Consider the following 25948-nt stretch of genomic DNA (forward strand, 5'->3'; position numbering starts at 1 on the left):
GCATGGTGGAGATCCCCTACGGCAAGCGCATGCGGCCGAGGTACCTGCGGTTCCTGATCATCACGGCGGTCGGGATCGCGCTGGTCGCGTTCGCCCTGGACATCCCGTGGCTGCTCATCACGCTGATCGTCCTGGGTGTGCTGAACGCGGTCGTGTGCGTGGGCGCTCTCTACGTGCTGGCCAAGCAGCCGCACACGGTGTCCGAGGAAGAACTGCGGCTGCGTCAGCTGGGGTTCTTCGACTGGCGCCTGCCGACCTCGGACATCGGCGCGGCGCAGGTCGCCGAGCGCACCCACAAGGGGCAGCGCAGCGTCGAGGTGATCGGTGACGCGCTCGTCATCCAGTCGCTGACCAGGACGAACGTGTCGGTGCCGTTCCACGAGCCGCAGCTCGTGAACCTCGGCAAGACGGGTGTGCGGCGGGTCGAGCGCGTCGAGTTCTGGGCGGACGACCCGGACCGCGCCGTCCGCGAGATCAACGCCCGTACTACTTAGGCTCCCACTTCTCCAGGTTCCACCACGGGCCCCAGGCCAGCGCGCCGTAGGAGTTCGGGTCGACCACGGGCTGGTAGCCGTTCCACGAGTCGCGCATCACGTACGCGTGCTCGGGGAAGACCAGCACCGCCATCGACGGCGTGGCGATGAAAGCCTGCTGGAAGAGCTTGTACGCCACCGCGCGCTGCGCCGGGTCGATGATCCTGCGGCCGTTCTCGAGCGCGGCGTCGGCAGCGGGGCTGCCCTGGCCGCGCAGGTCGTAGAGCATCAGGTCGGGATCGAACGGCGAGCCCTCGCCGTAGAGCAGCGCGTCCTGGTCCATCCGCGGCCGGATCGCGTCCCACGACAGGCCCGCGAGCTGCACGTCGACGCCCACGGCCTTGGCGTCGGCCGCGAACGCGGTGGCCAGGTCGGCGCGCAGGTCGTCGCCCAGCGGGTACATCAGCGTGAAACGGGCCGCGACGCCCTCGCGGACCCGGATGCCGTCCGCGCCGGGCACCCAGCCGCCCACGTCGAGCAGCCGCGTCGCCTCGGTCTTGTCGAAGCGGAACTTCGCGGTCGGGTCGAACTCCTCGGCCAGCGCGTCCGGCACCGGTGTGTACGCGAGGGTGCCCTTGCCCTCGAGGAGGCCGTCGATCATGCCCTGGCGGTTCGCGGCGTAGTTCAGCGCGAGCCGGACGGAGGCGTTGCCGGTGACCGGTCCGGACGAGGGCAGCCGCACAGCGCGGTAGTCGGCGCTGCGGTGGTAGTTCACCTGCAGGCCGGACCTCGCGGCGAACTGCGTGGCGATCTTGGGCGGCAGCACCGTGCCGTCGAACTCGCCGTCCTGCATGCGGCGGGCGCGCTGGTTGTCGTCGGTGACGAAGACGACCGTCACCTTCTTGACCTTCGGCGCGCCGTCGAAGTAGCCGTCGTTGGACTCCAGCAGCAGCCGGTCGCCCTTCTTCCACTCCGTGACCTTGTACGGGCCGGTGCCGATCGGCTGCCCGTCCGGCTTCGCCTGCTCGCTGGGCAGGACGCCGAGCACGAGCAGGTGCGGGAACGCGGCGTGCACCTGCGTCAGCGTGAAGCGGACCGTCGACGGGTCGACCTGCTCGACGCCCTTGAGGGTGCTGAACCGCTCCTTGACCGGGTTCTGCAACGCGGCGGTGTACGTGGCGACGACGTCCTCGGCGCCGAACGTGCTGCCGTCGGTGAACTTCACGTCGCCGCGCAGCTTCACCGTCCAGCTCAGCCCGTCCATCGCGGGCTCCGGCAGATCGGCCGCGAGCCGCGGGGTCAGCGACCCGTCCTGGCGGTGCTCGACGAGCCCGTCGTAGATCTTCGACACACCCTGCGCGCCGTAGCCGAGCAGCGGGTTCAGCGTCGTGGGCTCGTCGCGGTCCGCCAGCACGATCGACGTGCCGTTCTGCCCACCGTCCGGGCGGGGTGCAGGGGTCTCGGTGCAGCCCGCGACGGCCAGCAACACGACTAGAAGCAGTGGGGAACGCACGATCGGACCCTACAGTGATCCCCATGCGCGTCGCCGTGAGTCAGATCAGCTCGACCACCGATCCCCGCTCCAACCTGGAGCTCGTCCGCGACGCGGTGCGCAGGGCCGAGGGCGCACGGGTCGTTCTGCTGCCTGAGGCGACGATGTGCCGCTTCGGCGTGCCTCTCGGGCCCGTTGCGGAGCCGTTGGACGGGCCGTGGGCCTCGGCGGTGCACGAGATCGCGGCGTCGCACGACGTCGTGGTGGTGGCGGGGATGTTCACGCCTTCCGGTGACCGGGTGACGAACACGCTTCTGGTGACCGGGCCGGACATCCACGTCGGCTACGACAAGATTCACCTGTTCGACGCGTTCGGGTTCCAGGAGTCCCGGACGGTCGCGTCGGGTGCCGAGCCGGTGGTGTTCGAGGTGGACGGCGTCACTCTGGGCGTCGCCACCTGTTACGACATCCGCTTCCCCGAACTCTTCACGAAGCTGGCCGACAAGGGCGCTTCGGCCGTGCTGGTCGGGGCGTCGTGGGGTGCCGGGCCGGGCAAGAAGGAGCAGTGGGAACTGCTGGTGCGGGCCCGCGCTCTGGACTGCACGTCGTTCGTCGTGGCCTGTGGACAGGCTTATCCCGGTGATCTCGGGTCGTCCGCGCCCACCGGGATCGGGTACTCGACGGTCGCCGACCCGTTCGGGAACGTCGTCGTGCAGTTGTCGGAGCAGCCGTCCGACACGATCGTGGACCTGGATCTCGACTCCGTGGCACGGGCTCGTGAAGTCCTGCCCGTGCTGGCGAACCGGCGCTTGACCTCCAGTTAGGTCGAGACCACAGGATCGAGGGCATGACGCTTCCCGAACTGCCCTCCTTCGTCCACGACCGCAAGAACCTCGACGGCTTCACGCTCTACCGCTCCGGCGACCCGCGTGACCGCCGGGAGCCGGGCTGCGTCGTGCTCGTCACCGTCGACACCGACAGCGAGGTGACCGCGCGGGCGTGGGTCGACTCGGTGTTCGTCGCGCTCGCCAGCGAGCCGAACCCGCACACCGGCGGCATCTCCGCCGCCTTCCACATCCGGGACGACGGCAGGCGTGTGATCAACTACGCGGAGTGGGTCAGCGCCGAGGACCACGTCGACGCGGTGTCGAGCGGCGGCGGTGTCGGCTCGGCGACGGCCGACTGGCGCCGGGTGCGGAACTTCCCCGGCGTCCAGCACGTGAGCGTCGAGCGGTTCCGGCCGTTAGCGAAGGTCCAGGCCGAGGTCGAGTGACGGGCTGGAGTGCGTGAGGCCACCGACCGCGAGGTAGTCCACGCCGGTCTCGGCGTACTGGCGGGCCACGTCCAGCGTGAGCCCGCCGGACGCCTCCAGCTTCACGCCGTCCGGGCGGATCTTCACGGCCTGAGCGCACTGCTCGGGCGTGAAGTTGTCCAGCAGCACCAGTTCCGCGCCTTCGGCCAGTGCCTCGTCGAGCTGCGCCAGGCTGTCGACCTCGACCTCCATCAGCAGCTCCGGCGCGTGCGCACGGGCCGCCCGGATCGCGGCACCGACCGAACCGGCCGCGGCGACGTGGTTGTCCTTGATCAGGATCGCGTCGCCGAGACCCATGCGGTGGTTCACCCCGCCGCCGGCCCGCACCGCGTACTTCTGCAACAACCGCAGGCCCGGCAACGTCTTCCGCGAGTCGCGCACGAACGCGCCCGTGCCCTCGATCGCGGTCACCCAGCGAGCGGTCTGCGTGGCGATGCCCGACAGGTGGCAGATCAGGTTCAGCGCCGTGCGCTCGACCGTGAGCAGGCCGCGGGTAGGGCCGGTGAGCACCAGGGCGGGTTCGCCGGGAACCGCCTTGTCGCCGTCGGCGGCCTCGGACAGCACCTCGATCTCGGGCAGGTAGCGCTGGAAAGCGGTGCGTGCCACGGAAACCCCGCACAGCACGCCGGCCGCGCGAGGAGTGATCTCGGCGGTCGCGACCGCCTTCTCCGGCACGGTCGCCAGTGTCGTGGCGTCCAGGCCGTAGCGGAGGTCCTCCTCCAACGCGAGCTGGATGACCCTGTTCGCGTCGTCCCAGTCGATGGTCATGCGACACCCTCCGCGAGAACAGGATCGGCCAGCACGGGCTGACCGGTCGGGGTGAGCCGGACGAGCTGACTGCGTTGCCACGCAACCGAACGCTCGGTGAAGTCCGTGCGGACGTGACAGCCACGCGACTCGGTGCGCTGCTGAGCCGCCGCGATCAGGGCGCGGGCGGCCATGGTCAGCGCCGCGTCCTCGACCAGTTCGCGCGACTCCAGCTGCTTGTCCACCGTGGACACGTCGAGGACCGAGCCGACGACGGCCAGACCCTCCGCGTCACGGCCGATCGCGACGTAGCGGGACATCACGCGCTGAAGCAGGTCGCGGTCCGCCACCGGCGCGGTGGGCAGCGAGATCTCCACGGCACGAGCAGGCGCGATCAGGCCGACAGCGAGGTCGGAGGCGACGGCCTCGGCGGCACGGGTGCCGCAGACCAGGCCTTCGAGCAGGCTGTTGGAGGCCAGGCGGTTCGCGCCGTGCAGGCCGGTGCGGGCGACCTCGCCGACCGCGTACAACCCGGCGACACCGGTGCGGCCGTCGACGGTGGACACCACGCCGCCACAGGCGAAGTGTGCCGCCGGGGCAACGGGAATCGGGTCCACGGCCGGGTCGATGCCCACCGAGACGCACGCCGAGAACACGGTCGGGAAGCGGGTCGCCATGTCGTGCAACGCCGTCGCGTCCAGGAAGACGTGGTCGTCGACGCCACCGGGCTCCAGCGCCATGTGCCGGGTGATCGCGGCCGCCACGACGTCGCGTGGGGCGAGATCTTCCAGCGGGTGCACGCCCTTCATCACGCGGGCGCCGGTCGCGTCAATCAGCACGGCGCCCTCGCCGCGCACGGCCTCCGTGACGAGCGGGCAGCGGCCACGTGCGCCACGGCCCGTGTAGAGGACGGTCGGGTGGAACTGGATGAACTCGACGTCCGCCGCCACCGCCCCGGCGCGCAGGGCCAGTGCCAGTCCGTCGCCCGTCGCCACCGAGGGGTTCGAGGTCGCCTGGTACATCTGGCCGAGGCCACCGGTCGCCAGCAACACGGCGGGCGCGGTCAGCACGCCGGGTACGCCGTTGCCGTCCAGCACCAGCAGGCCCGCGACGGCGCCGAGCGGGGTCTTCACGGCATCGACCGCGACGTGGTTCTCCAGCAGGGGAACCCGTCCGTCCACAGTGGCCTTGAGCAGCGCCCGTTCGACCTCGGCGCCGGTCGCGTCGCCACCGGAGTGCACGACGCGGAACGCGCTGTGGCCGCCTTCGCGGGTGCGTTCGAGCAGGCCGTCCGGCTTCGCGTCGAACACGGCGCCGCGCTCGCGCAGCCGGGCGACGGCCGCGGGACCGTCGGAGATGATCGCCGCGACGGCCACGTCGTCACAGAGGCCCGCGCCTGCCGTCAGCGTGTCCCCGATGTGCCGTGCGACCGAGTCGCCGGGATCGTGCTGGTCCTCCATGACGACCGCGACGCCGCCCTGAGCCCAGCGGGTGTTGCCGTCGTCGCCCGCGGCCTTCGTGACGACCAGGACCCGAAGTCCCAGCTCACGAGCCCGCAGCGCGGCGGTGAGACCCGCCACGCCCGTGCCGACCACGATCAGGTCGGCTCGCGCCTCCCAGCGCGCGGCCATCACTCACCGCCGCCGGGCTTGCCGATCTCGATCATGCGCTGCACGGCGCCCTGGGCGCGCTTGGCGGTCTCCAGGTCCACGTGCACCTCGTCCAGGCCGTCACGCACGCACCGCAGCAGCGCGGCCGGCGTGATCATCTTCATGTAGGTGCAGGACGCGCGGTCGTTCACGGCGCGGAAGTCGATCTCCGGGGCGGCCTTGCGCAGCTGGTGCAGCATGCCGATCTCGGTCGCGACGAGCACCTTGGTGGCCTTCGTGCTGCGGGCCGCGGTGATCATGTCGCCGGTCGAGAGGATCTTCACCTTCTCCGCGGGGACGATGCCCTCGCCGCTCAGGTAGAGCGCCGACGTCGCGCAGCCGCACTCCGGGTGGATGAAGAGGTCCGCCTCCGGGTTCGCGGCGGCGCGCTCGGCCAGTTCGGGGCCGTTGATGCCGGCGTGGACGTGGCACTCGCCCGCCCAGATGTGCATGTTCTCGCGGCCGGTCTCGCGCTTGACGTGCGCGCCCAGGAACTGGTCCGGGCAGAACAGCACCTCGCGGTCCGCCGGGATGGACCTGACGACGTCGACGGCGTTCGAGGACGTGCAGCAGATGTCCGTCTCGGCCTTCACCTCGGCCGTGGTGTTCACGTACGACACGACGACCGCGCCGGGGTGCTCGGCCTTCCACTCGCGCAGCTGCGCGCCGGTGATCGAGTCGGCGAGCGAGCAGCCCGCGCGCTCGTCCGGGATCAGCACGGTCTTCTGCGGCGCGAGGATCTTCGCCGTCTCGGCCATGAAGTGCACGCCGCAGAAGATGATCGTCTGCGCGTCGGACTGCGCGGCGATCCGGCTGAGCGCGAGGGAGTCGCCGGTGTGGTGGGCGATGTCCTGGATCTCGGGCAGCTGGTAGTTGTGCGCCAGGATGACGGCGTCGCGCTCCTCGGCGAGGCGCAGCACCTCGTCTCGCCACGCGGCGTTCGGCTCGACTCCGCCGTACACACCCGACGCGGTTCGCTCCACGGTTGCGGTAGCGACCATCACTGCCTCCTCGATCCGGGGTTTTCGCCTACTGGTCGAAAACGTGGCCGATAGTATCAGCCAGGTGGCAGGTGTGGGGCACGAAGTTCTGGCCGCTGTGTTGCGGGTGAGAGGTGCGTCACTCCAGGTCATGCTGTGGGAGCGCGCTCGGGAACCGCACGCTCACCGCTGGTCGCTGCCCGGTGGGGAGCTGCGGGTGGACGAGGACGTCGAGTCCTCCATCCGGCGTCAGCTGGCGGAAAAAGTCGACGTGCGACAGTTGTCACACGTCGAGCAGCTGGCCGTTTTCAGCGCCCCGGACCGCGTTCCCGGTCCCCGTGTCGTGGCGACGGCGTTCCTCGGACTGGTCCCTTCGGACGTCGATCCGGAGCGACCGGCGGACACCGAGTGGCACTGCGTGGAGAAGCTTCCGCTGATGGCCTTCGACCACGCCTCCATCGTGCAGCGAGCGCGGCACAGGCTGGGCTCGAAGCTGTCGTACACGAACATCGGCTTCGCCCTCGCGCCACCGGAGTTCACGATCTCCCTGCTGCGCGACCACTACTCGGCGGCGCTGGGCTACCGCGTGTCCGCCACGAACCTGCAACGCGTGCTCTCGCGCCGGTTGTTGCTGGAGCCCACGGGTGGCACCGCTCCCCCCGGCCCGTCCGGCGGCCGCCCGGCGGCCCTGTTCCGGTTCAGCGCCAAGGGAATCTTGGTCACCGATCCGTTCGCCGTGCTCAGACCACCTGGATCCGGCCGTCCGGCGGGCGGCGGAGGCACCACGTAACGTTGGGCGCGTGGCAGAGACGCTTCCGTTGTTCCCGCTGGGCACCGTGCTGCTGCCCGGGGCGTCGTTGCCGTTGCACATCTTCGAACCGCGCTACCGCCAGCTCGTCGTCGACCTGATGACGGGCTCGCTGTTCGGGCGCACGTTCGGCGTCGTGTGCATCAAGGAGGGCTGGGAGGTCGGAGCCGACAACGTCCACTCCCTGAAGGACATCGGCTGCTCCGCCGACCTCCTCGACGCCCGCCCGCTGCCCGAGGGCCGCTTCGACATCGTGACGCGCGGAGTGCGCCGCTTCCGGCTGCTGGACGTCGACACGACGACCGCGCCGTACCTGCTGGCCCACGTCGACTACCTGGACGACGCCCCGGTGCCCGAGGCCGCCCTGGAGGTCTTGCCGATCCTGGAACGCGGCGCCCGCGCGGCCCACGAACGCTACTGCGGCGCCGCCTGGCACCGCGAGGACTGGTCGTCGCCCGCCGAGGACAGCGACCTGGGCGCGCTGTCGTACCTGCTGGCCGCCGACTGCCTGCTGCCCGTCGAGGACCGGCAGCGGTTGCTGGAGGAGAGGTCGCCGGCGCGGCGGCTGCGGCTGGTGCGGCGGATGCTGCACCGGGAGACCGGGATTTTGAGCGCTTTGAAGGCCGTGCCGGTGCCGTTGACCGAGTTCGGGCACGTGCCGAGCCCGAACTAGCGCCGCAGGCCGACTGAGCCGGGCCTGGAACTTCTCGGCGTGCGGCAGCAGGCCCGCGAGTGCGCGGAAGCCTGCGGTGATGCGGCCTGGGCACCAGCGCCGCTCCCGTGACGCGGCCCGAGCACCTGGTTCCGCCAGGCAGCAGCGTCTCGCCGAGCAAGGGCCATGACCCGCCGGACGTTATCGCTGCCCTCCCGCCCAGAGCCTCCTGTCCCGAGCCTTATCACCCGCACGCACTGCCCTCGCGCCCCGAACCGCCGCCCGTACGCGCCGGTCCTCACGCACGCGCAGCCCTCCCGCCCAAAACCGCCTGCCCTGGGCCTCCCCGTCCGAACACCCAGCCCACGTGGGTCGCCGAGCCGTGCCCGCAGCACCGTTGAGCCGCACCCGCGGGCGCCATCAAGCCCATCCCAGGCGCGCCGATCGTCGGATCGTTGAATTGTGGCCTTGTGGGATTGTTGAACAATCCTTACTCTGAGGTCCACATCACACCCGACCACTCCTCCACCACGCTGCGAGGTGTCCCATGAGCACGTCCACGACCGAGGACACAGGCCGTTTCGCCTGGTTCCGCAGTCTCGGCCAGAAGGGCAGACGCGCGTTCGTCGGCGCCTTCGGCGGCTACGGGCTCGACTCCTACGACTACTGGGTCCTGCCCCTGAGCCTGGTCGCGATCAGCGGCTACTTCGGCCTCACCAAGGCGGAAGCAGGCCTGCTGGGCACGAGCACGCTGCTCATGAGCGCCATCGGCGGCGCGGTGGCGGGCGTCATGGCCGACCGGTTCGGCCGTTCCAGAACGCTGATCATCACGGTGGCGGCGTACGCGTTCTTCACGGTGCTGTGCGGCTTCGCGACCAACTACGAGACCCTGCTGGTCTTCCGCGCCCTGCAGGGACTGGGCTTCGGCGGCGAGTGGGCGGCCGGGGCGATCCTCGTGGCCGAGTACTGCAAGCCGAAGTACCGCGGCCGCACGGTGGCGTTCGTCCAGAGCGCGTGGGCGGTCGGCTGGGGGCTCGCGGTCATCGTCAACACGCTGGTGGCTAGCTTGGCGGACCCGGCCCTCTCCTGGCGCATCATGTTCTGGACGGGCGCGCTGCCCGCGATCCTCATCTTCTACGTGCGCCGCAACGTCGACGACGCACCGGAGACCAAGTCGCAGCCCAAGGAACGCGGCACGTTCCCGAAGATCTTCCAGGGCCCGATCCTCAAGACCACGCTGTTCGCCGCGCTGCTCGCGACCGGCGTGCAGGGCGGGTACTACACGCTCGCGACGTGGCTGCCGGCGTTCCTGCAGACCGGCCGCGGCCTCACCATCATCGGCACGGGCGGCTACCTCGCGTTCCTCATCACCGGCGCGTGGATCGGGTACGTCTCGGGCGGCTATCTCACGGACTACCTGGGGCGCAAGAAGACCTTCGTGGTCTTCGCCGTCGCCAGCGCGCTGCTGATCGTGGCGTACACGCAGATTCCCAACGGCGCCAACACGTTGGTCATGTTCCTCGGCTTCCCGCTCGGGTTCTGCATGTCCGCGATCTTCAGCGGGTTCGGCAGCTATCTCAGCGAGCTCTACCCGACGCAGCTGCGCGGCACCGGGCAGGGCTTCACGTACAACTTCGGGCGCGCGTTCGGCGCGGTGTTCCCCGGTCTGGTCGGGTTCATGGCCGACCGGCTGGGCATCGGCGGTGCGATGCTGTTCGGGGCGGCCGCGTACGGAATCGCTGTCATCGCACTGTTCTGGCTGCCGGAGACGGTCAACAAGGAGCTCGAATGACGACCGCGGGACAAGCGCCGGGACAGGCGCAGGCCAACCTGATCGCCATCCCCAGGGACTGGGCGTACGACTTCCTCCTCTTCACCCACCGCAACCCCAAGCCGTGCCCGGTGCTCGACGTGCTGGACGCGGGCGAGACCGTCAGCGCCCTCAAGCAGGACGCGGACGTGCGCACCCACGCGCCGCGGTACCGCATCTGGGAGAACGGCGAGCTCGTGGCGGAACCCGAGAACGCGACCGAGCACTGGCGCGACGACCTGGTGACGTTCCTGATCGGCTGCAGCTTCACCTTCGAGACGGCACTGACCAACGCCGGGGTGCCGCTGCGGCACGTGGAGCAGCAGAAGAACGTCTCCATGTTCGTCACGGACATCCAGTGCAGGCCGGCCGGGCGGCTGCACGGCCCGATGGTCGTGTCGATGCGCTGGATTCCGGAGTCCCTTGTGGACATGGCGCACAAGGTCACCGCGCTCATGCCGTCGGTGCACGGGGCTCCGGTCGGCGCGGGAGACCCGAAGATGCTCGGGATCGGGAACATCGACGAACCGGACTTCGGCGACGCCGTCGAGCACGAACCCGGTGACGTGCCGGTGTTCTGGGCGTGCGGCGTGACGCCACAGGCGGTGCTGATGAAGTCCAAGCCAGCGTTCGCGATCACGCACGCGCCCGGTCAGATGTTCGTCACCGACATGCCGGACTTCGCGTACAGAGTCGGCTGACGCGCTCACGCTTCTAGGAATGTCACTGTGGCGGTGCCTCTTTCAGCCGAGGCGCCGCCCCAGGTCGTCCAAGCCGTTCCACGCCGTGCAGCAGCCGTAGGCCAGCGCGGCGCCCAGCGGCCACGCCATGATTCCCCACCACGTCTCCAGAGCGGGCGCGATGAGCAACGTGTCGTTCGGCTTGATCGACGCCGGCATCGGATAGCCGCCCAGGGCGAGCTTGACGCCCATCCACTGCGCCATCCACCCCGCCGCGAACGAGCCGGCGGTCATCCCCAGCATCACGACGGGCCCGCGCCGCTGCCGCAGCAGCCACGTCGCGATCCCGGTGACCACGCCGGCTCCGAACCCGATCAGCACGAACACCATCAGCGCGTCGAGCCGGTGGTAGCTCTCCACCCCGATCGGGTAGAACTTGCCGTCCTGCGGCGAGACGATCTTGAGCTGCGCCGGGGCCAGCCACGACCACAGGTACGCGGCGGGCAGCCCGAACGCGAACGTCGTCAGCGCCACCACCAGGCCCGGCAGCAGGTCCCGCTTCACCACGACCTTCGGCCGTGGCCGCATGTAGTAGTGGTAGACGTACGGCGGCTCCGGCACGGGTTCGATGCGCACCGGCGCTGCTTTCTCGTCCATTCGCGAGAGGTTACTACCGAGCCGACATGGTCTCTCCGTGGCGGCTGCAGCGCGCCGTCCAGCCGTCCGGGGTCACCTGGACGACCATGCGGCGCGCGCACTCCGCGCAGTACCGCGGCGGGTCGATCATGGACAGGCGCTGACGGCAGAACGCGTGGTCGCCGTCAGCTTCCTCTTTGCCGCAGAAGGAGCAGTACACGGTCGTAATCATCACAGGGTCTGGCTCAGCGCCTTGATGGGCATCGACAGTTCTTCGAGCATGTCGAGGTCCTGCTGCGCGGGGCGGCCGAGGTTCGTCAGGTAGTTGCCGACGATGATCGCGTTGATACCGCCGAGCATGCCCTGCTTCGCGCCCAGGTCGCCGAACGTCAGCTCACGGCCGCCCGCGAACCGCAGGATCGTGCGCGGCAGCGCCAGCCGGAACGCGCCGACCGTGCGCAGCGCCTCGGCGCCCTCCACGACCGGGTAGTTCTCGTACGGCGTGCCGGGGTTCGGGATGAGGAAGTTCAACGGCACCTCGTCCGGCTCCAGCTCCGCGAGCTGCACGGCGAACTCCGCGCGCTGCGCCAGCGTCTCCCCCATGCCGATGATGCCGCCGCAGCAGACCTCCATGCCGGCGTCGCGGATCATCCGCAGCGTGTCCCAGCGCTCCTCCCAGGAGTGCGTGGTCACGACCTCCGGGAAGTGCGAGCGGGCCGTCTCGAGGTTGTGGTTGTAGCGGTGCACGCCCATCGCGACGAGTTCGTCGACCTGCTCCTGCGTGAGCATGCCGAGCGAGCAGGCGATCTGGATGTCGTTGCCGTCCTCGCGGATGGCCTTGATGCCGTCGCGCACCTGCGAGAGCAGCCGCTTGTCCGGGCCGCGCACGGCCGCGACGATGCAGAACTCGGTCGCGCCGGTGTCGCGGGTCTGCCGCGCCGCGCGGACCAGGCCGGGGATGTCGAGCCACGCCGAGCGCACCGGCGAGGGGAACTGGCCCGACTGCGAGCAGAAGTGGCAGTCCTCCGGGCAGCCGCCGGTCTTGAGCGAGACGATGCCCTCGACCTCGACCTCGGGGCCGCACCAGCGCTCACGGACCTCGTGTGCGAGCGCCAGCAGGTCGGGGATCCGGTCCTCCGGCAGCTCCAGCACCTTCAGCACCTGAGCCTCGGTGAGCCCGACGCCTCGTTCGAGCACCTGCTCACGAGCTTCGTCGAGCACGTCGATCTGTTCCGGTGCTGCGGTCACGGTCTCTCCTCCTCCGGTGGCCTGGCGTGCACTATGCCGCACTGAATCCTTCATCGTGGAGCGACGTAGATCACTGGACCGCGAATTGAGCCGCGAACGTCTCCGGGTCGAACTCTCCGCCGAACCACGGTGAAAACGATCTCTTGGCGACGGCCAGGAAATCCACAGAACCGAGCTTCGTCACACCCTGGGGCAGCGCGCCGAGCAACGGGCCGCCCGCCGCGTCGGGCAGGTCGGCCAGGTTCGTCAGCGAGGCGAGGTCCGGGTGCAACGGCCAGCTGCCGACCACGACACCCAGCGACTCGATGCCACGCCGTTGCAGCGCCTCGGCCGTCAGCGTGGTCGTGTTCAGCGTGCCGAGCCCGGCCTGAGCCACGATGAGAACGGGCGCGTTCACCGCCCACGCGATGTCGGCCAGCGTCGAACCGCCCTCGTCGAACCGCACCAGCAGCCCGCCCGCGCCCTCGACCAGCACCAGGTCGTGGTCCGCGTCGAGCTCCGTCACGGCAGCGGCGACGTCAGCGGGGTGCACGGTGGCCATGCCCGCTCGCTTCGCCGCGGTGTTCGGCGCCAGCGGGTCGGGGTATCTGGCCAGCTCACGGGTCGTCACGTCGCCCGCCAGCCGCGCCACCTCCGCCACGTCGCCAGGCTCGCCGGGCAGCAGGCCGGTCTGCGCGGGCTTGAGCACCGCGACCCGTCTGCCTTCTGCCCTGGCCAGCGCCGCGATGCCCGCGGTCACGGCGGTCTTGCCGACCTCGGTCCCGGTTCCGGTGATCACCAGCACGCTCACAGGTCCTCACCTTAGGTCGTCACCTAACGTGAGGGCATGACCGAGCAACCGATCGTGATGTACGGCGCCGAATGGTGTGGTGACTGCCGCCGGGCCAAGTCGTGGCTGACCCGCAACAACGTGCCGTTCACCTACGTCGACGTCGAGAACGACGACGAGGCGCGGGACAGGGCGATCGAGATCGCCGGCCGCAAGAACATCCCCGTCGTCGTGCTGCCGGACGGCAAGTTCCTGGTCGAGCCGACCGACACTCAGCTCGCCGCCGCGATCACGCCCTGACAGATCGCCGCGATGTCGTCGTCCGTGCTGACGAACGGCGGCATCGTGTAGATCAGGTCGCGGAACGGCCGCAGCCACACACCCGCGTCCACGGCAGCCTTGGTGGCTCGCGCCATGTCCACCGGCTCATGCAGCTGCACGACGCCGATCGCGCCCAGCACGCGCACGTCCCGAACGCCGGGCAACGCGCGTGCGGGCGCGAGTCCCGACGTCAGACCGGCCGAGATGCGCGCGACCTCACGCTTCCAGTCCTGGGACAGCAGCAGGTCGATCGACGCCAGCGACACCGCCGCCGCCAGCGGGTTGCCCATGAACGTCGGCCCGTGCGCGAGCACCGGCACCTCGCCCCTGCTGATCCCGTCGGCGACCCGTGACGTGCACAGGGTGGCGGCCATCGTCAGATAACCGCCGGTCAGCGACTTGCCGAGGCACATGACGTCCGGGCTGACGTTCGCGTGGTCGGCGCCGAACAGCTCACCGGTGCGCCCGAAGCCCGTGGCGATCTCGTCGAACACCAGCAGCACGTCGTGCGTGTACGCGAGTTCACGAAGAACATGCAGGTAGCGCGGGTCGTGGAACCTCATGCCGCCCGCACCCTGCACGACCGGCTCGACGATGATCGCCGCGAGCTCACCCGCGTGCTCCTCGATCAGGTCGGCGAGGTGCTGGACGTACGCGGTGTCCATCTCGGCCGGCGGCGTGTCCGCGAACACCTGCTGCGGCAGAATTCCACGCCACAGCGAATGCATCCCGCCCTCGGGATCGCAGACGGACATCGGGTTGAACGTGTCGCCGTGGTAGCCGCCGCGCCACGTCAGCAGGCGGCGCTTCTCCGGCCGGTTCTGCGAACGCCAGTACTGCAGGCACATCTTCACCGCGACCTCGACCGACACCGAGCCGGAGTCGCACAGGAACACGTGCTGCAACTCCGGGGGCGTGATCTCGACCAGCTTCGCGGCGAGCCTGATCGCGGGCTCGTGCGTTAGCCCGCCGAACATCACGTGGCTCATCCGGCCGATCTGGTCGGTGACGGCCGCGTCCAGCACGGGGTGCCGGTAGCCGTGGATGGCCGCCCACCAGGACGACATGCCGTCCACGAGCTCGCGGCCGTCCGCCAGCGTCAGCCGGACACCCGAGGCCTCCGAGACGAGCAACGGTTCCTGGGTGCCCGGCATCGGGCCGTACGGGTGCCAGACGTGCGCCTGGTCGAGCTTCAGCAGGTCGTCCACCCGGCTGACATTAGGCGAGACGAACGGGGAGGGTGTGCAGACCGCGGATCAGCGTGCTGTCCCGCCACACCAGCGTTTCCGGCTCCGCGGCGAGCGTCAGGTTCGGGAACCGCGCGAGCAGCTGGGTCAGCGCGACGTCGAACTCCAGCCTGGCCAGCGGGGCGCCCAGGCAGAAGTGGATGCCGTGGCCGAACGCGAGGTGCCCCTGCGCGGACCGCGTCACGTCCAGCTGGTCTGCGTCGGCGTACTTCTCCGGGTCGCGGTTCGCCGCCACCAGCGACACCATCAGGATCTCGCCGGCGGGCACCGTGACGCCGCCCAGTTCGAGGTCCTCCCTGGTGTAGCGGAAGGTCGCGACGTTGATCGGACCCTCCAGCCGCAGGAACTCCTCGGCGCTCCCCGCGATCAGCTCCGGGCGGTCCTTGAGGATCTGCAGCTGGTCCGGGTTCCTCAGCAACGACAGCACCGCGTTGCCGATGAGGTTCACCGTCGTCTCGTGGCCCGCCACGAGCAGCAGGAACGCCATCGAGATCAGTTCTTCGGTGTTCAGCCGGTCGCCGGAGTCGTCGGCGTGCACGAGAGCGGAGAAGAACGTGTCGTTCGGCTCGGCCTCGGCGATCGTCGTGACGTGCTGGTACAGGAAGCCGGCCATCGCGGACGCCGCGGCCTGGACCTGCTCGGGCGTGCCGAAGGACAGCAGCTGGTTCGACCACTCGCGGAAGTCGTCGCGGTTGTCGATCGGGATGCCCAGCAGCTCGCAGATGACCGTGATCGGCAGCGGGAACGCGAACGCCTCCAGCAGGTCGACCTCGTCGCCGTCGTTCAGCTTGGCGATCAGCTCGGCCGCGATCTCCTGGACGCGCGGGCGCATGAGCTCGATGCGGCGGGCGGTGAACGCCTTGGTCACGAGCTTGCGCAGCCGGGTGTGGTGGGGCGGGTCCATGTTCAGCATGTGGACGGCGAGCGTGGGCTCGATCTCGCGGCGCACCTCGGCGCTCGGCGGGGAGTGCACCGCCATCAGGTGGCCGCCCTCCGCGATGTTCTTGCTGACCTGCGGGGCGGTGAGGGCGATCTTCGCCTCGTCGTACCGAGTCACGAGCCAGACCTTGAGCCCACGTGGCATGTGGACTTCCTGCACGGGCCCCTCGGCACGAAGCATGTCGTGCACGTCGTGCGGGTTCTGGACGTAGTCGTCGGGCAACTGGGTGAGTGTCGTCACCTCACCCAGTTAACCCCGTTTACTCAACCCTCGCCACTATTTCTCGAGCGATCCTCGTTCCTGGACCGTCCACGTGTTGCCGTCCAGGTCCGCGAAGTCGAAGAAGCTGGCGTAGTTGCGGCGAGCGGGGTCCCTGCCGGGGACGAACTCCCCCTGCCAGCCGGGCATGCCCGCCTTGTGCCGCAACGGTCCTACCTGCAGTCCACGTCCGGCGAGGTCGCGGTGCGCGGCCTCGATGTCGCTCACCACGAGGTAGGTGCCGATTCCCGTGCCGAACTGGATCGAACACGCCGATCCCGGCGGAGTGAGCTGTACGACGCGGAATTGGTCGTTGGGCCGATAGTCGACATCCAGCTCGAATCCGGCCATTCTCGTGTAAAAGGTGATGGCCCGATCCACGTCGCTGACGGGCAACGTGACGACCTCGATGCGGTAGTCCATGTCAGACCAGCACCTCGCCGCCGTCGACACCCAGCGAGACGCCGGTCATGAACGTGTTCGTGAGCGCGAAGAACACCGCGTCGGCGATCTCCACGGCCTGTCCGACGCGACCTGCCGGGCTCGTGGCCTCGCGGGAAGCGAACAGCGCGGCCTTCTTCTCCGCGCCGAGGCCGTCGTAGGCACCGGTGTCGACGGTGCCGGGCGAGATCGCGTTGACCCGGATCGGCGCGATCTCGACGGCGAGGCTCCTGGTCACCGCGTCCACAGCGGCGTTCGTGGCACCGACCGCGAGCATGCCCGGCATGACCTTGCGGGCGGAGGCGCCGGAGAAGAAGACGAACGAACCGTCGCGCGGCATGCGCGGCGCGAAGTGCCTGGCCAGCAGGATCGGGCCGATGACCTTGACGTCGAACGAGGCCCGCACGGCGTCGCGGTCGAGGTCCGCGACGGTGCCGCGGGCCCTGGCCGACGCGGTGGACACGACGTGGTCGACGCTCCCGACCCGTTCGGCGAGCGCGGCGACGCTGCTCTCGTCGGTCAGGTCGACGTGCTCGTCCTGGTTGCGCCCGGCCAGGACGACGGTGCCGCCGGCGTCGCGCACCCTGGCCGCCACCGCCCCGGCGATGTCGCTGTCACGACCGATGACCAGCACCTTCATCGCTGCTGCTCCTTGATCTCTTCCGGGGTGAGGCCGCGGTCGACGCCATGCGGCACAACGGTTTGCCCAGGCTCCAAGGCCAGCTTCCGGTCGTCGAGGTAGACGTCGACGACGTCGGGCTCGAACGAGACCCAGTCCGAGATCCGGGCGGACTCGGCCCACGCCTCCGGGTACGACCACGCGGCGCGCTTGCGGTCACCGATGTCGTAGTAGCTCGCCAAACCCTTGTAGGGGCAGAAGGTCTCGCCTTCGACGTGCTTCAACGCCGAGGCGTCGACGTCGTCGCGCGGCACGTACCAGCGCGTCGCGAAACCCGATTCGTACAGTGCCAACGGCCTTTTCGTGTCCGCGACGACCCGGTCGCCGTCACGCACGACGAGGTGTCGTGAGGTCTGCCGGATGTCGACGCGGTGGTACGGATCGGCCGCGTGCCCGACGACGCGCTCGTCCTCTTCGTAGAACGCGTCCATTGCGCGCCAGGCGAAAGCGATCCTGCCCTCCAGCACCTTCGCGTGGGCGGGCAGGTCGACGTGCTGCCACGCCGCGTGTTTCGCCGTCCCCACCGCGAACCACGCCGTCGCGCCGAGGTCTCGGTGGTTCGTCGTGCGCGTTTCGTCTTCGAGGCCCGTGACGTCGTCTCGCGGGAAGTACGCGACCGGGTAGCGGCCGGGCTCGTGCAGCAACACGACGTCCTCGCTGTCGGCGACCCACTCACCGGCGAGCCGCACGCGCATCCGGCGGCGCAGCGGTTCGGCGAACAGCAGCCGCTCCGGCAACGGCTCCGGAGTGAGGAACCGGCCCACGGCCTTCGCCCCCAACGGCCCTTGCTGCCACGACAGACCCATGACCATCTCCTAACCTTTTAAGTGATGTTTGCCAGTTAGGCAGAGTGTCCTATAACCTGTCAAGGGTCACTTTGGAGGTTAGAGATGCTGCTCGACCTGCTGAACACGACACCCGTGCTGGACGACGGGCAGCACGACGTGCTCGCGGAGGAAGGCCTGAGCTGGCTGACAGCGCACGATCAGCCCGCCTCGGACGACGAGTTGCGCGCACTGATCGCGGCACGCGACGCGTTGCAGGCCGTCGTGCGCGGCGAGGAGGGACCGGCGGCGCTCGGCCCGTTCGTCGAGGGCGTCCGGCAACGGGCCGGGGTCGACGCGACCGGCGTGACGTGGGAGCTCGACCTGCCGGAAGGACGTACCGCCGCCGCACGGGCCGTGCTCGCCTGGGACGGGCTGCGGCTGTCGAGTCCTGGCAGGTTGCGGCCGTGCGCGAATCCCGAGTGCCGGCTGTTCCTGATCGACCACAGCAAGCCGAACAGCGCCCGGTGGTGCTCGATGGCCGTCTGCGGCAACCGGATGAAGGCCCGCCGCCACTACCAGCGCACGCGAGGAGACCGCTGATGGCCCGCCTGCTGTCGCTCAACGTCGGACTGCCGAAGGACGTCTCCTGGCACGACCGGACCGTCCACACGGGAATCTTCAAGCAGCCGGTCGACGGACCGCTGATGGTGCGCAGGCTCAACATCGACGGGGACGGCCAGGGCGACCTCGGCGGGCACGGCGGCGAGAACCGCGCTGTCCTCGTGTACCAACGGGAGTCGTACGAGCACTGGCGGTCGGAGCTGGGCCGCACCTTCGAGTACGGCCAGTTCGGGGAGAACTTCACCGTCGAGGGCCTGGCCGATGCCGATGTGCACGTCGGCGACCGGTTCCGCGTCGGCACGGCCGAGTTCGAGGTCACCCAGCCGCGCGTCACCTGCTACCGCGTCGGCATGCGGCTGGACGAGCCGCGCATGCCGTCGTTGATGGTCGCGCACGGCCGCCCCGGCTTCTACCTGCGGGTCATCACCGAGGGCGAGGTCCGGGCAGGCGACGAGATCGTGCGCACCGCGGTCGGCCGGCACCGGATGAGCGTGGCCGCCATCGACGCGTTGCTCTACCTGCCGGACCGCGACACCGAACAGCTCCGCAAGGCCGTCGACATCCCCGCGCTGAGCCCCGGCTGGCAAGGCTCGTTCCACGACCTGCTGACTCCCGCGGAGCCTGAACCCGTTGGCTGGGAAGGGTTCCGGCCGTTGCGGGTCGAGGCGATCACGCAGGAGAGCCCGTCCATCAGGTCGTTCCGCCTCGCCGGTGACGGTCCGCGTCCCGAGCCGGGTCAGTACCTGACCGTGCGCACGCCTGCGGGAGTGCGGAGCTACTCGATCTCGTCGGACTCGTACCGGATCAGCGTCAAACGCGACGGCGTGGTCAGCACCTGGCTCCACGAGCACCTGAAGGTCGGCGACACGCTCGACGTCGCCGCTCCCCGAGGCGACTTCACGCTGCAAGCCGGTGACGAACCGGTGATCCTGCTGTCCGCGGGAGTCGGCGTCACCCCGGTGCTAGCGATGCTGCACGCGCTGAAGGGCACCGACCGCGAGGTCTTCTGGCTGCACACAACGCGTTCCGCCGACTACGCCTTCGCCGCCGAAGTGCGCGAGCTCAACCCAGCGCACGAGCTCGTCCACTACTCGGACAACGGGCGGCTCACCCGCGCGGACCTGGCCGACCTGCCCACCAACGCGAGCGCGTATCTGTGCGGCCCCAACGCTTTCATGGCCGACATGCGTGAAGCGCTGATCGAACGCGGCCTCGATCCGGCCCGCATCCACAGTGAGCTGTTCGGTGCCCGCACGGCCATCAACCCAGGTCTGGTCGGCACCGAAACCGTTGCGCCGCACCAGCCCGTCCCCGAAGGCACCGGCCAGAAGATCACGTTCGCCCGCAGCGGCCTGACGGTGGCGTGGCGTGACGACGCGTCCCTGCTCGACCTGGCCGAGGCCTGCGACGTCCCGACCCGCTGGTCGTGCCGCACCGGCGTCTGCCACACCTGCGTGACCCCGGTGCTGTCCGGCACGGTCGTCAACCGGCCGGACCCGCTGGAACCACCGGCTCCCGGCAGCGCGCTGATCTGCTGCGCACGACCGGAAACCGACCTGGTCCTCGATCTCTAACGGTGGATCGTGATGCCGCGGATGGTCTTGAGGTCACCGAAGAGCGACGGCGTCGTGTTCACCCGGAAGTTGCCCACCACCATCATCTCCTTCGACTTGTCGCGCTTCTGCACCTCCAGATGCACGGCGACCTGGCCCTCGTGGGACTTGAAGACGCTCTTCAGTTCCTCGATCAGCTCCGGCGTCAGCGTCTTGGTGTGCAGTCCGAGGACGAGGGGCGGATCAGCGCCGGGGTTCGCCTCCGCGTCGCTGATGTCGAGCGGGACGACACCGTCACCGAAGATCGCCATCTTGTCCTCGCGCCAGTTCACCCGGCCCTTCACGCACACGGCGGAGTCGAGCTCCAGGTCGTCGCGCAGCACCTCGTAGGACTTCGGGAAGAACAGGACCTCGATGGACGCGTCCAGGTCCTCGATCACCGTGATCGCCCACGGCAGGCCGTTCTTGTTCACCCGGCGCTCGATCGACGAGATCATGCCGGAGACGATCAACTCGCCTTCCTTGGGCGGATCGTCGAGCACGACGGCGATCGGTCGTGGCGCGTACTTGCGCAGGATCCGCTCGGCGCCGTCGAGGGGGTGCGAGGACACGTACAGTCCCAGCATCTCCTTCTCGAGGCTCAGCATCTGCTTGCGCGGGTACTCCTCGGTGCCGAACTTGAGGTGTGCCAACGGAGAGCTGCTGTCGTCCTGGTCGTCGGCGCTGTCGCCACCGAACAGGTCGAACTGCCCCTCCGCCTCCTTGCGCTTGATCGGGACGACGGCGTCGACCGCGTCCTCGTGCACCTGGATCAGCGACAGGCGCGGGTGGCCGAACGCGTCGAACGCGCCTGCCTTGATCAGCGACTCGATCACGCGTTTGTTGCAGGCGACGAGTTCGGACTTGTCCATGAAGTCCGTGAAGGACGTGTAGTTGCCCTTCTCCCGGCGGCTCTTGATGATCGACTCGACGACGTTCGCGCCGACGTTGCGGATCGCGCCGAGACCGAAGCGGATGTCCGTGCCGACCGCACCGAAGCGCAGCGCCGACTCGTTGACGTCGGGCGGCAGGACCTTGATGCCCAGGCGGCGGCACTCCGCCAGGTAGACCGCGGACTTGTCCTTGTTGTCACCGACCGACGTCAGCAGGGCGGCCATGTACTCGGCACGGAAGTTCGCCTTGAGGTACGCCGTCCAGTAGGAGATCAGGCCGTACGCGGCGGCGTGCGACTTGTTGAACGCGTAGCCGGCGAACGGGAGGATCGTGTCCCACAGCGCCTGGATGGCCTCGTCGGAGAAGCCGCGCGGGTCGTTGCGCATGCCCTCCCGGAAGCCCTCGAACTCCTTGGCCAGAACCTCGGCCTTCTTCTTGCCCATGGCCTTGCGGAGCACGTCCGCTCGACCCATCGAGTAACCCGCGACCTCCTGGGCGATGAACATGATCTGCTCTTGGTAGACGATCAGACCGTGCGTCTCGCCGAGGATCACCTTGAGCGGTTCCTCGAGCTGCGGGTGGATCGGCTTGACTTCCTGACGGCCGTTCTTGCGGTCCGCGTAGTCGTTGTGCGCGTTCACACCCATCGGACCGGGGCGGTACAGCGCGCCGACCGCGACGATGTCCTCGAACGTCGTCGGCTGCATGCGGCGCAGCAGGTCGCGCATCGGCCCGCCGTCCAGCTGGAACACGCCGAGCGTGTCACCGCGGCCGAGCAGCGCGTACGTCTCCGGGTCGTCGAGCGTGAGCTTGTCGAAGTCCGGGACCGCGTCCTTGCCGCGGTTGGCCTCGATGTTCTCGATCGCGTCGCCCATCACCGTGAGGTTGCGCAGCCCGAGGAAGTCCATCTTCAGCAGGCCGATGTTCTCGCACGACGGGTAGTCCCAGCCGGTGATGAACGAGCCGTCGTCGCGGTACCAGAGCGGGATGGACTCCGTGAGCGGGTCCTTCGACATGATCACCGCGCAGGCGTGCACGCCCGCGTTGCGGATCAGGCCCTCGAGACCGAGCGCGGTGTCGAAGATCTCCTTCACCTGCGAGTCGGTCTCCAGCAGCGACCGGACCTCGGCGGCCTCGCCGTAGCGCGGGTGGCTCTTGTTGACGATGCCGTTGAGCGGGATGTCCTTCGCCATGATCGGCGGCGGCAGCGCCTTGGAGATCTTGTCGGCGATCGCGAAGCCCGGCTGACCGTGGTGGACACGCGCCGAGTCCTTCAGCGCGGCCTTGGTCTTGATGGTGCCGAACGTGATCACCTGGGCGACCTTGTCGGCGCCGTACTTCTCGCTGGCGTAGCGGATCATCTCGCCACGACGGCGGTCGTCGAAGTCGATGTCGATGTCGGGCATGGCGGTGCGCTCGGGGTTCAGGAACCGCTCGAACAGCAGACCGTGCGGGATCGGGTCGATGTTCGTGATGCCCATCGCCCACGACACGGCGGCACCCGCGGCCGAACCACGGCCGGGACCGACGCGGATGCCCACGCTGCGGGCGTAGCTGATCAGGTCGGCGACGATCAGGAAGTACGCCGGGAAGCCCTTGTCGATGATGACCTGGGCCTCGAAGTCGCAGCGCTTGATGTACTCCTCTGGAACTTCCTTGCCGGCGAACCGCCACTCGAGGCCGCGCCGGATCTCCTTGCGGAACCAGGAGGCCTGGTCCTCGCCCTCGGGGACCTCGAAGTTCGGGATCCGGTCCTTGACGCTCCAGATGTCGTCGTAGGACTCGACCATCGACGCGACGAGCAGCGTGTTGTCGCACGCCTCCGGCAGGTCCTTCCAGATCTGCCGCATCTCCTCGGACGACTTCAGGTAGTAGCCGTCGCCGTCGAACTTGAACCGGTTCGGGTCGGTCAGCATCTTGCCGGACTGCACGCAGAGCAACGCGGAGTGCGTGTCCGCCTGGTCCTTGGTGACGTAGTGGCTGTCGTTCGTCGCGAGCGGCGGGATGGCGAGCTTCTTGCTGATCTCCAGCAGGCCGTCGCGGACCCGGCGCTCGATCTCGAGGCCGTGGTCCATCAGCTCCAGGAAGAAGTTCTCCTTGCCGAAGATCTCCTGGTAGTCGGCGGCGGCCTTGAACGCCTCGTCGACCTGCCCGAGCCGCAGGCGGGTCTGCACCTCGCCGGACGGGCAGCCGGTCGTGGCGATGATGCCGTCGGCGTGCTCCGCGACGAGCTCGCGGTCCATGCGGGGCTTGTAGTAGTAGCCCGTCTTGCTCGCCTCGGTGTGCAGGCGGAAGAGGTTGCGCAGGCCGTCCGCGTTGCGCGCCCACATCGTCATGTGCGTGTACGCGCCCGCACCGGAGATGTCGTCGCTGCGCTGGCCGGGATCGCCCCAGGCGACCGGCTTCTTGTGCAGGCGGTTGTGCGGCGCGAGGTAGGCCTCGATGCCGATGATCGGCTTGATGCCGGTCTTCATCGCCGTTTGGTAGAACTCGTCGGACCCGTACATGTTGCCGTGGTCGCTCATACCGACAGCGGTCATGCCGAGCCGCTCGGCTTCCTCGAACAACGGGGCCACCTTGGCCGCGCCGTCGAGCATCGAGTACTCGGTGTGCACGTGCAGGTGCACAAACGAGTCCGCCACCGGCAACCCCCTTGTATGGCAAGCGTTTTAGCGCGAATGACGGGGAACGGGAAGGCCCCTGGCGCTCGTCGAGACTAGCCGACTTGCTTCGGCTCAAGAAGCCGACCCGCCAATGAGCCGGCGAAGTCCCGCGACAGCGAAAAAGGCCGCATTCTACGTCCTTCGAAGACCAACAGTGGCGCACGAGAGCGCACGTTGCCTTGATCTCGATCAGGTAGGCGGTGGCACGGTGATCCAGTCCGCCAGGTAGCGTTCTTTTCGTGGTGCCCCCCGATCCCGTAGACGCCCGCCTGCTCGCCGTTCTCGCCGAGTCAGGTCGCGCCGCCGTGCACGAGATCGCCCAGCGCCTGGGGATGGACCCGCGCGAGGCCGCCATGCGTCTGATCACCCTCTCCGGCAGCGGTCTTCCGCTGCTCGTGGGCGTGGAGTGCGACCCGAACGGCGTGCGCCGGGCGCTGGCCAACGCCGCCGCCTACGGCAGCTACGCGGGCGGTCCGCCGTCCGGCCCGTACGCGGTGAACCAGAGCGGCCCCCACCCCGTCCAGCAGCAGCCCTACCCTCCTCAGGGGCCGGTCAGCCAGCCGTTCCCGGTCCAGCCGCAGGCCACCTGGGGTCCGCCCCAGTCAGCCGGCTGGGTGCGCGCGGACCAGCCGCAGCCCAAGCCCGTCGTCTCGCGGACCGGCAAGATCGGTACGGCCCTGGAGGCGGACAGCCTCGAAGGCGCCCGCCTGTCGATCCAGCTGATCGAGGTCGTCGACCCGGCGGACTTCCTGTTCACCGCCGCCGGCTACAAGCTCGCCGAGGGCGAACGGGCCGTGGTCGTGCACACCGAGGTGACGAACACCTCCCAGGTCCCGTACACCTCGCTGCCCGACATGTACCTCGTCCTGGTCACCAAGACCGGTGAGACCGTGACGAAGGCGCCCGTCTCGCTGTCCTCGCGGCCCGCGCACAAGCTCGGCGTGGCGCCGGGCGAGACCGCGGGCGGCCACAGCGTGTTCGTGCTGCCGGACGCGACCGAGGTGATCCAGGTCCGTTGGAGCGTGCGCCCCGAGGTGGACCTGAACACCCTGGTCTGGACCGTCGAGGACTAGTAGACCGTCGCGGCTAACTCTTGGGGTAGAGGTGGCGGAGTTTGACGCGTGCGTCGTCGGTGGTGAACTGCCAGCGGACCTTGCGTTGCTCGGTGTTGATGGCGTGTTGCCAGGCGGTGAGCTCGGTGTTGAGGGTGTCGAGGTCGCTGATGCGGCGGTCGAGGCATTGTCGTGACAGTGCGGAGAGTTCGATCTCGGCGATGTTGAGCCAGGATCCGTGTTTGGGGGTGTGGTGGATCTCCAGGCGCTGGGCCAGGGCGAAGGCCTCGCCGGGGTCGAAGGCCTCGTAGAGGGAGGCGATGGTGTGGGTGTTGAGGTTGTCCATGACCAGCACCACGGTCTCGGCGTCGGGATAGTCCACGGTCAGGAGTTCTTTGACTTGCCCGGCCCAGTCGAGTTTGGTGCGCTGGGTCAGGGCGTGGACCCGGCGCCAGCCGCGCAGGGGTTCTGCCCAGACGAAGATCGAGCAGGTGCCGCACCGGACGTATTCGCTGTCCTGGCGGGCGTCGCGGCCCGGCCGGGCCGGCAGCGGGTCGCGGACCTCGCCCAGGAACTGGAAGGGTTTCTCGTCCATGCACACCACGGGACGGGCGGGGTCGTAGGGCCGGGCGTAGACGGCGAGGACGTCTTCCATGCGGGCGGCGAACTCCGCGTTCGCCCGCGGCGGGATGTTCCAGCACTTCCTCAGGTGAGGACGCAGTTCCGTTTTTTCAATACCCGGCCGATGGTCGAGTGGTCGAGATTCGGGATGTCCTCGGTGAGCTGGACGTGTTTTTCCAGCAGCCGCAACGACCACCGGGCATGCCCGGCCGGCGGTGCCGAGCACGCCAGCGCGATCAGCCGGGCCTCCACCTCACCGGTCACCGGCGACGGCACCGGCGGAAGAGCACGCTTCTTGCGCCCGATCGTGGCCAGGACATCGCCACCGGTCTCGTCGAACCGCTTGGCGACCAGCCGCAGCATCTCGCCCGAGACCTCGAGACGGTCCGCGATCACTACCTTCGGATCAGGCTCACCCACCGAGGTATCCAGCGCGAGCAGCACCCGCGCCCGCATGATCGATGACGCCGAGTGCACGCCCGTCGTGGTCCACCGGATCAGCTCTTCACGATCCCGCGCCGACAACGTGACCGGCCGTTTCAACTGGGAGGCCATGACAACAGCCTCCCAGCCACAGGGCCATATCGAAGCAGCGA

General features: G+C 69.1%; 27 protein-coding genes. 11 read left to right on the plus strand and 16 right to left on the minus strand.

What is annotated here, in order from left to right:
- Window positions 1-2 precede the first annotated feature (2 nt).
- Complete coding sequence (locus ACIRG5_RS16610; protein WP_402905454.1) at window positions 3-494, plus strand: hypothetical protein; 492 nt, start codon at window positions 3-5, stop codon at window positions 492-494.
- Here ACIRG5_RS16610 and ACIRG5_RS16615 read toward each other — a convergent pair.
- Entirely contained in the window at window positions 487-1986 is a 1500-nt protein-coding gene (locus ACIRG5_RS16615; protein ID WP_402905456.1) for an ABC transporter substrate-binding protein, read from the minus strand. The two genes, ACIRG5_RS16610 and ACIRG5_RS16615, sit on opposite strands and share 8 nt — an antisense overlap.
- A 23-nt stretch (window positions 1987-2009) precedes the next feature.
- Here ACIRG5_RS16615 and ACIRG5_RS16620 point away from each other — a divergent pair, with 23 nt between their 5' ends.
- Both ACIRG5_RS16620 and ACIRG5_RS16625 read left to right on the plus strand, forming a co-directional pair.
- The gene (locus tag ACIRG5_RS16620) at window positions 2010-2789 is read left to right on the plus strand and encodes a carbon-nitrogen hydrolase family protein (protein WP_402905458.1); all 780 of its coding nucleotides are present in this window, start codon (window positions 2010-2012) and stop codon (window positions 2787-2789) included.
- A gap of 23 nt (window positions 2790-2812) precedes the next feature.
- Window positions 2813-3238: a hypothetical protein gene (locus ACIRG5_RS16625; protein ID WP_402905460.1), complete on the plus strand. Its 426-nt coding sequence runs from the start codon at window positions 2813-2815 to the stop codon at window positions 3236-3238.
- Here ACIRG5_RS16625 and nadC read toward each other — a convergent pair.
- From nadC to nadA, 3 genes are read right to left on the minus strand one after another with little or no spacing between them, the layout of a single operon-like run.
- Window positions 3209-4045: a carboxylating nicotinate-nucleotide diphosphorylase gene (gene nadC, locus ACIRG5_RS16630; RefSeq protein WP_402905462.1), complete on the minus strand. Its 837-nt coding sequence runs from the start codon at window positions 4043-4045 to the stop codon at window positions 3209-3211. The genes ACIRG5_RS16625 and nadC overlap by 30 nt on opposite strands.
- Window positions 4042-5655 (minus strand): L-aspartate oxidase, encoded by a 1614-nt coding sequence (locus tag ACIRG5_RS16635; RefSeq protein WP_402905464.1) that lies wholly within the window; start codon window positions 5653-5655, stop codon window positions 4042-4044. Before ACIRG5_RS16635 ends, nadC begins: the two co-directional genes overlap by 4 nt.
- Window positions 5655-6674: a quinolinate synthase NadA gene (gene nadA / locus ACIRG5_RS16640; RefSeq protein ID WP_093597348.1), complete on the minus strand. Its 1020-nt coding sequence runs from the start codon at window positions 6672-6674 to the stop codon at window positions 5655-5657. Before nadA ends, ACIRG5_RS16635 begins: the two co-directional genes overlap by 1 nt.
- Before the next feature lie 73 nt (window positions 6675-6747).
- Between nadA and ACIRG5_RS16645 the strand changes: the two genes are divergently transcribed.
- The 4 genes from ACIRG5_RS16645 (at window position 6748) to ACIRG5_RS16660 (ending at window position 10624) form a co-directional block, all read left to right on the plus strand.
- Window positions 6748-7443 carry an NUDIX domain-containing protein gene (locus tag ACIRG5_RS16645; RefSeq protein ID WP_402905465.1) on the plus strand — a complete coding sequence of 232 codons (696 nt, stop codon included), beginning with the start codon at window positions 6748-6750 and terminating at the stop codon, window positions 7441-7443.
- Window positions 7444-7453: 10 nt separating this feature from the next.
- Window positions 7454-8134, plus strand: coding sequence for an LON peptidase substrate-binding domain-containing protein (locus ACIRG5_RS16650; protein ID WP_402905467.1), 681 nt, complete (start codon window positions 7454-7456; stop codon window positions 8132-8134).
- A gap of 526 nt (window positions 8135-8660) precedes the next feature.
- Window positions 8661-9905: an MFS transporter gene (locus tag ACIRG5_RS16655; RefSeq protein ID WP_402905468.1), complete on the plus strand. Its 1245-nt coding sequence runs from the start codon at window positions 8661-8663 to the stop codon at window positions 9903-9905.
- The gene (locus tag ACIRG5_RS16660) at window positions 9902-10624 is read left to right on the plus strand and encodes a putative hydro-lyase (RefSeq protein ID WP_402905470.1); all 723 of its coding nucleotides are present in this window, start codon (window positions 9902-9904) and stop codon (window positions 10622-10624) included. Before ACIRG5_RS16655 ends, ACIRG5_RS16660 begins: the two co-directional genes overlap by 4 nt.
- Window positions 10625-10666: 42 nt before the next feature.
- On the opposite strand, the gene ACIRG5_RS16665 is transcribed toward ACIRG5_RS16660, so the two are convergent.
- From ACIRG5_RS16665 to bioD, 4 genes are all read right to left on the minus strand, one after another.
- Complete coding sequence (locus ACIRG5_RS16665) at window positions 10667-11260, minus strand: DUF2567 domain-containing protein (RefSeq protein ID WP_402905472.1); 594 nt, start codon at window positions 11258-11260, stop codon at window positions 10667-10669.
- Between the two features lie 13 nt (window positions 11261-11273).
- Window positions 11274-11471: a hypothetical protein gene (locus tag ACIRG5_RS16670; protein ID WP_319977297.1), complete on the minus strand. Its 198-nt coding sequence runs from the start codon at window positions 11469-11471 to the stop codon at window positions 11274-11276.
- Complete coding sequence (gene bioB, locus ACIRG5_RS16675; protein WP_093597363.1) at window positions 11471-12487, minus strand: biotin synthase BioB; 1017 nt, start codon at window positions 12485-12487, stop codon at window positions 11471-11473. The genes ACIRG5_RS16670 and bioB overlap by 1 nt, the downstream gene beginning before the upstream one ends.
- Window positions 12488-12557: 70 nt before the next feature.
- Entirely contained in the window at window positions 12558-13277 is a 720-nt protein-coding gene (gene bioD / locus ACIRG5_RS16680) for a dethiobiotin synthase (protein WP_402905474.1), read from the minus strand.
- A 36-nt stretch (window positions 13278-13313) separates the two neighbouring features.
- Between bioD and ACIRG5_RS16685 the strand changes: the two genes are divergently transcribed.
- On the plus strand, window positions 13314-13556 hold the full coding sequence (locus ACIRG5_RS16685) for a glutaredoxin family protein (RefSeq protein WP_402905476.1): 243 nt from the start codon (window positions 13314-13316) through the stop codon (window positions 13554-13556).
- On the opposite strand, the gene ACIRG5_RS16690 is transcribed toward ACIRG5_RS16685, so the two are convergent.
- The 5 genes from ACIRG5_RS16690 to ACIRG5_RS16710 form a co-directional block, all read right to left on the minus strand.
- Window positions 13529-14731 (minus strand): adenosylmethionine--8-amino-7-oxononanoate transaminase, encoded by a 1203-nt coding sequence (locus ACIRG5_RS16690; protein ID WP_402906179.1) that lies wholly within the window; start codon window positions 14729-14731, stop codon window positions 13529-13531. The two genes, ACIRG5_RS16685 and ACIRG5_RS16690, sit on opposite strands and share 28 nt — an antisense overlap.
- A 64-nt stretch (window positions 14732-14795) precedes the next feature.
- Window positions 14796-16004, minus strand: coding sequence for a cytochrome P450 (locus tag ACIRG5_RS16695; RefSeq protein ID WP_402905478.1), 1209 nt, complete (start codon window positions 16002-16004; stop codon window positions 14796-14798).
- Window positions 16005-16040: 36 nt separating this feature from the next.
- A complete protein-coding gene (locus ACIRG5_RS16700) occupies window positions 16041-16445 on the minus strand; it encodes a VOC family protein (protein ID WP_402905480.1) in 405 nt (134 codons plus the stop codon).
- Window position 16446: 1 nt separating this feature from the next.
- Window positions 16447-17103 carry an SDR family oxidoreductase gene (locus ACIRG5_RS16705; protein ID WP_402905482.1) on the minus strand — a complete coding sequence of 219 codons (657 nt, stop codon included), beginning with the start codon at window positions 17101-17103 and terminating at the stop codon, window positions 16447-16449.
- Window positions 17100-17948, minus strand: coding sequence for a DUF427 domain-containing protein (locus tag ACIRG5_RS16710; RefSeq protein WP_402905484.1), 849 nt, complete (start codon window positions 17946-17948; stop codon window positions 17100-17102). The genes ACIRG5_RS16705 and ACIRG5_RS16710 overlap by 4 nt, the downstream gene beginning before the upstream one ends.
- Before the next feature lie 84 nt (window positions 17949-18032).
- Here ACIRG5_RS16710 and ACIRG5_RS16715 point away from each other — a divergent pair, with 84 nt between their 5' ends.
- On the plus strand, window positions 18033-18509 hold the full coding sequence (locus ACIRG5_RS16715) for a CGNR zinc finger domain-containing protein (RefSeq protein ID WP_402905486.1): 477 nt from the start codon (window positions 18033-18035) through the stop codon (window positions 18507-18509).
- Entirely contained in the window at window positions 18509-20104 is a 1596-nt protein-coding gene (locus tag ACIRG5_RS16720) for an MOSC domain-containing protein (RefSeq protein ID WP_402905487.1), read from the plus strand. Before ACIRG5_RS16715 ends, ACIRG5_RS16720 begins: the two co-directional genes overlap by 1 nt.
- On the opposite strand, the gene dnaE is transcribed toward ACIRG5_RS16720, so the two are convergent.
- On the minus strand, window positions 20101-23613 hold the full coding sequence (dnaE, locus tag ACIRG5_RS16725) for a DNA polymerase III subunit alpha (RefSeq protein ID WP_402906181.1): 3513 nt from the start codon (window positions 23611-23613) through the stop codon (window positions 20101-20103). The genes ACIRG5_RS16720 and dnaE overlap by 4 nt on opposite strands.
- Before the next feature lie 305 nt (window positions 23614-23918).
- Here dnaE and ACIRG5_RS16730 point away from each other — a divergent pair, with 305 nt between their 5' ends.
- Window positions 23919-24752, plus strand: a complete 834-nt coding sequence (locus ACIRG5_RS16730; protein ID WP_402905489.1) for an AsnC family protein — start codon at window positions 23919-23921, stop codon at window positions 24750-24752.
- 13 nt (window positions 24753-24765) lie between these two features.
- Here ACIRG5_RS16730 and ACIRG5_RS16735 read toward each other — a convergent pair whose 3' ends face one another.
- Together ACIRG5_RS16735 and ACIRG5_RS16740 are read right to left on the minus strand one after the other, a co-directional pair.
- The gene (locus ACIRG5_RS16735) at window positions 24766-25548 is read right to left on the minus strand and encodes an IS630 family transposase (RefSeq protein ID WP_402906183.1); all 783 of its coding nucleotides are present in this window, start codon (window positions 25546-25548) and stop codon (window positions 24766-24768) included.
- Window positions 25437-25907: a helix-turn-helix domain-containing protein gene (locus tag ACIRG5_RS16740; protein WP_402905490.1), complete on the minus strand. Its 471-nt coding sequence runs from the start codon at window positions 25905-25907 to the stop codon at window positions 25437-25439. The genes ACIRG5_RS16735 and ACIRG5_RS16740 overlap by 112 nt, the downstream gene beginning before the upstream one ends.
- Window positions 25908-25948: the final 41 nt, after the last annotated feature.

It is taken from the genome of Lentzea sp. NPDC102401 (assembly GCF_044765805.1).
Lineage (GTDB): Bacteria > Actinomycetota > Actinomycetes > Mycobacteriales > Pseudonocardiaceae > Lentzea > Lentzea sokolovensis.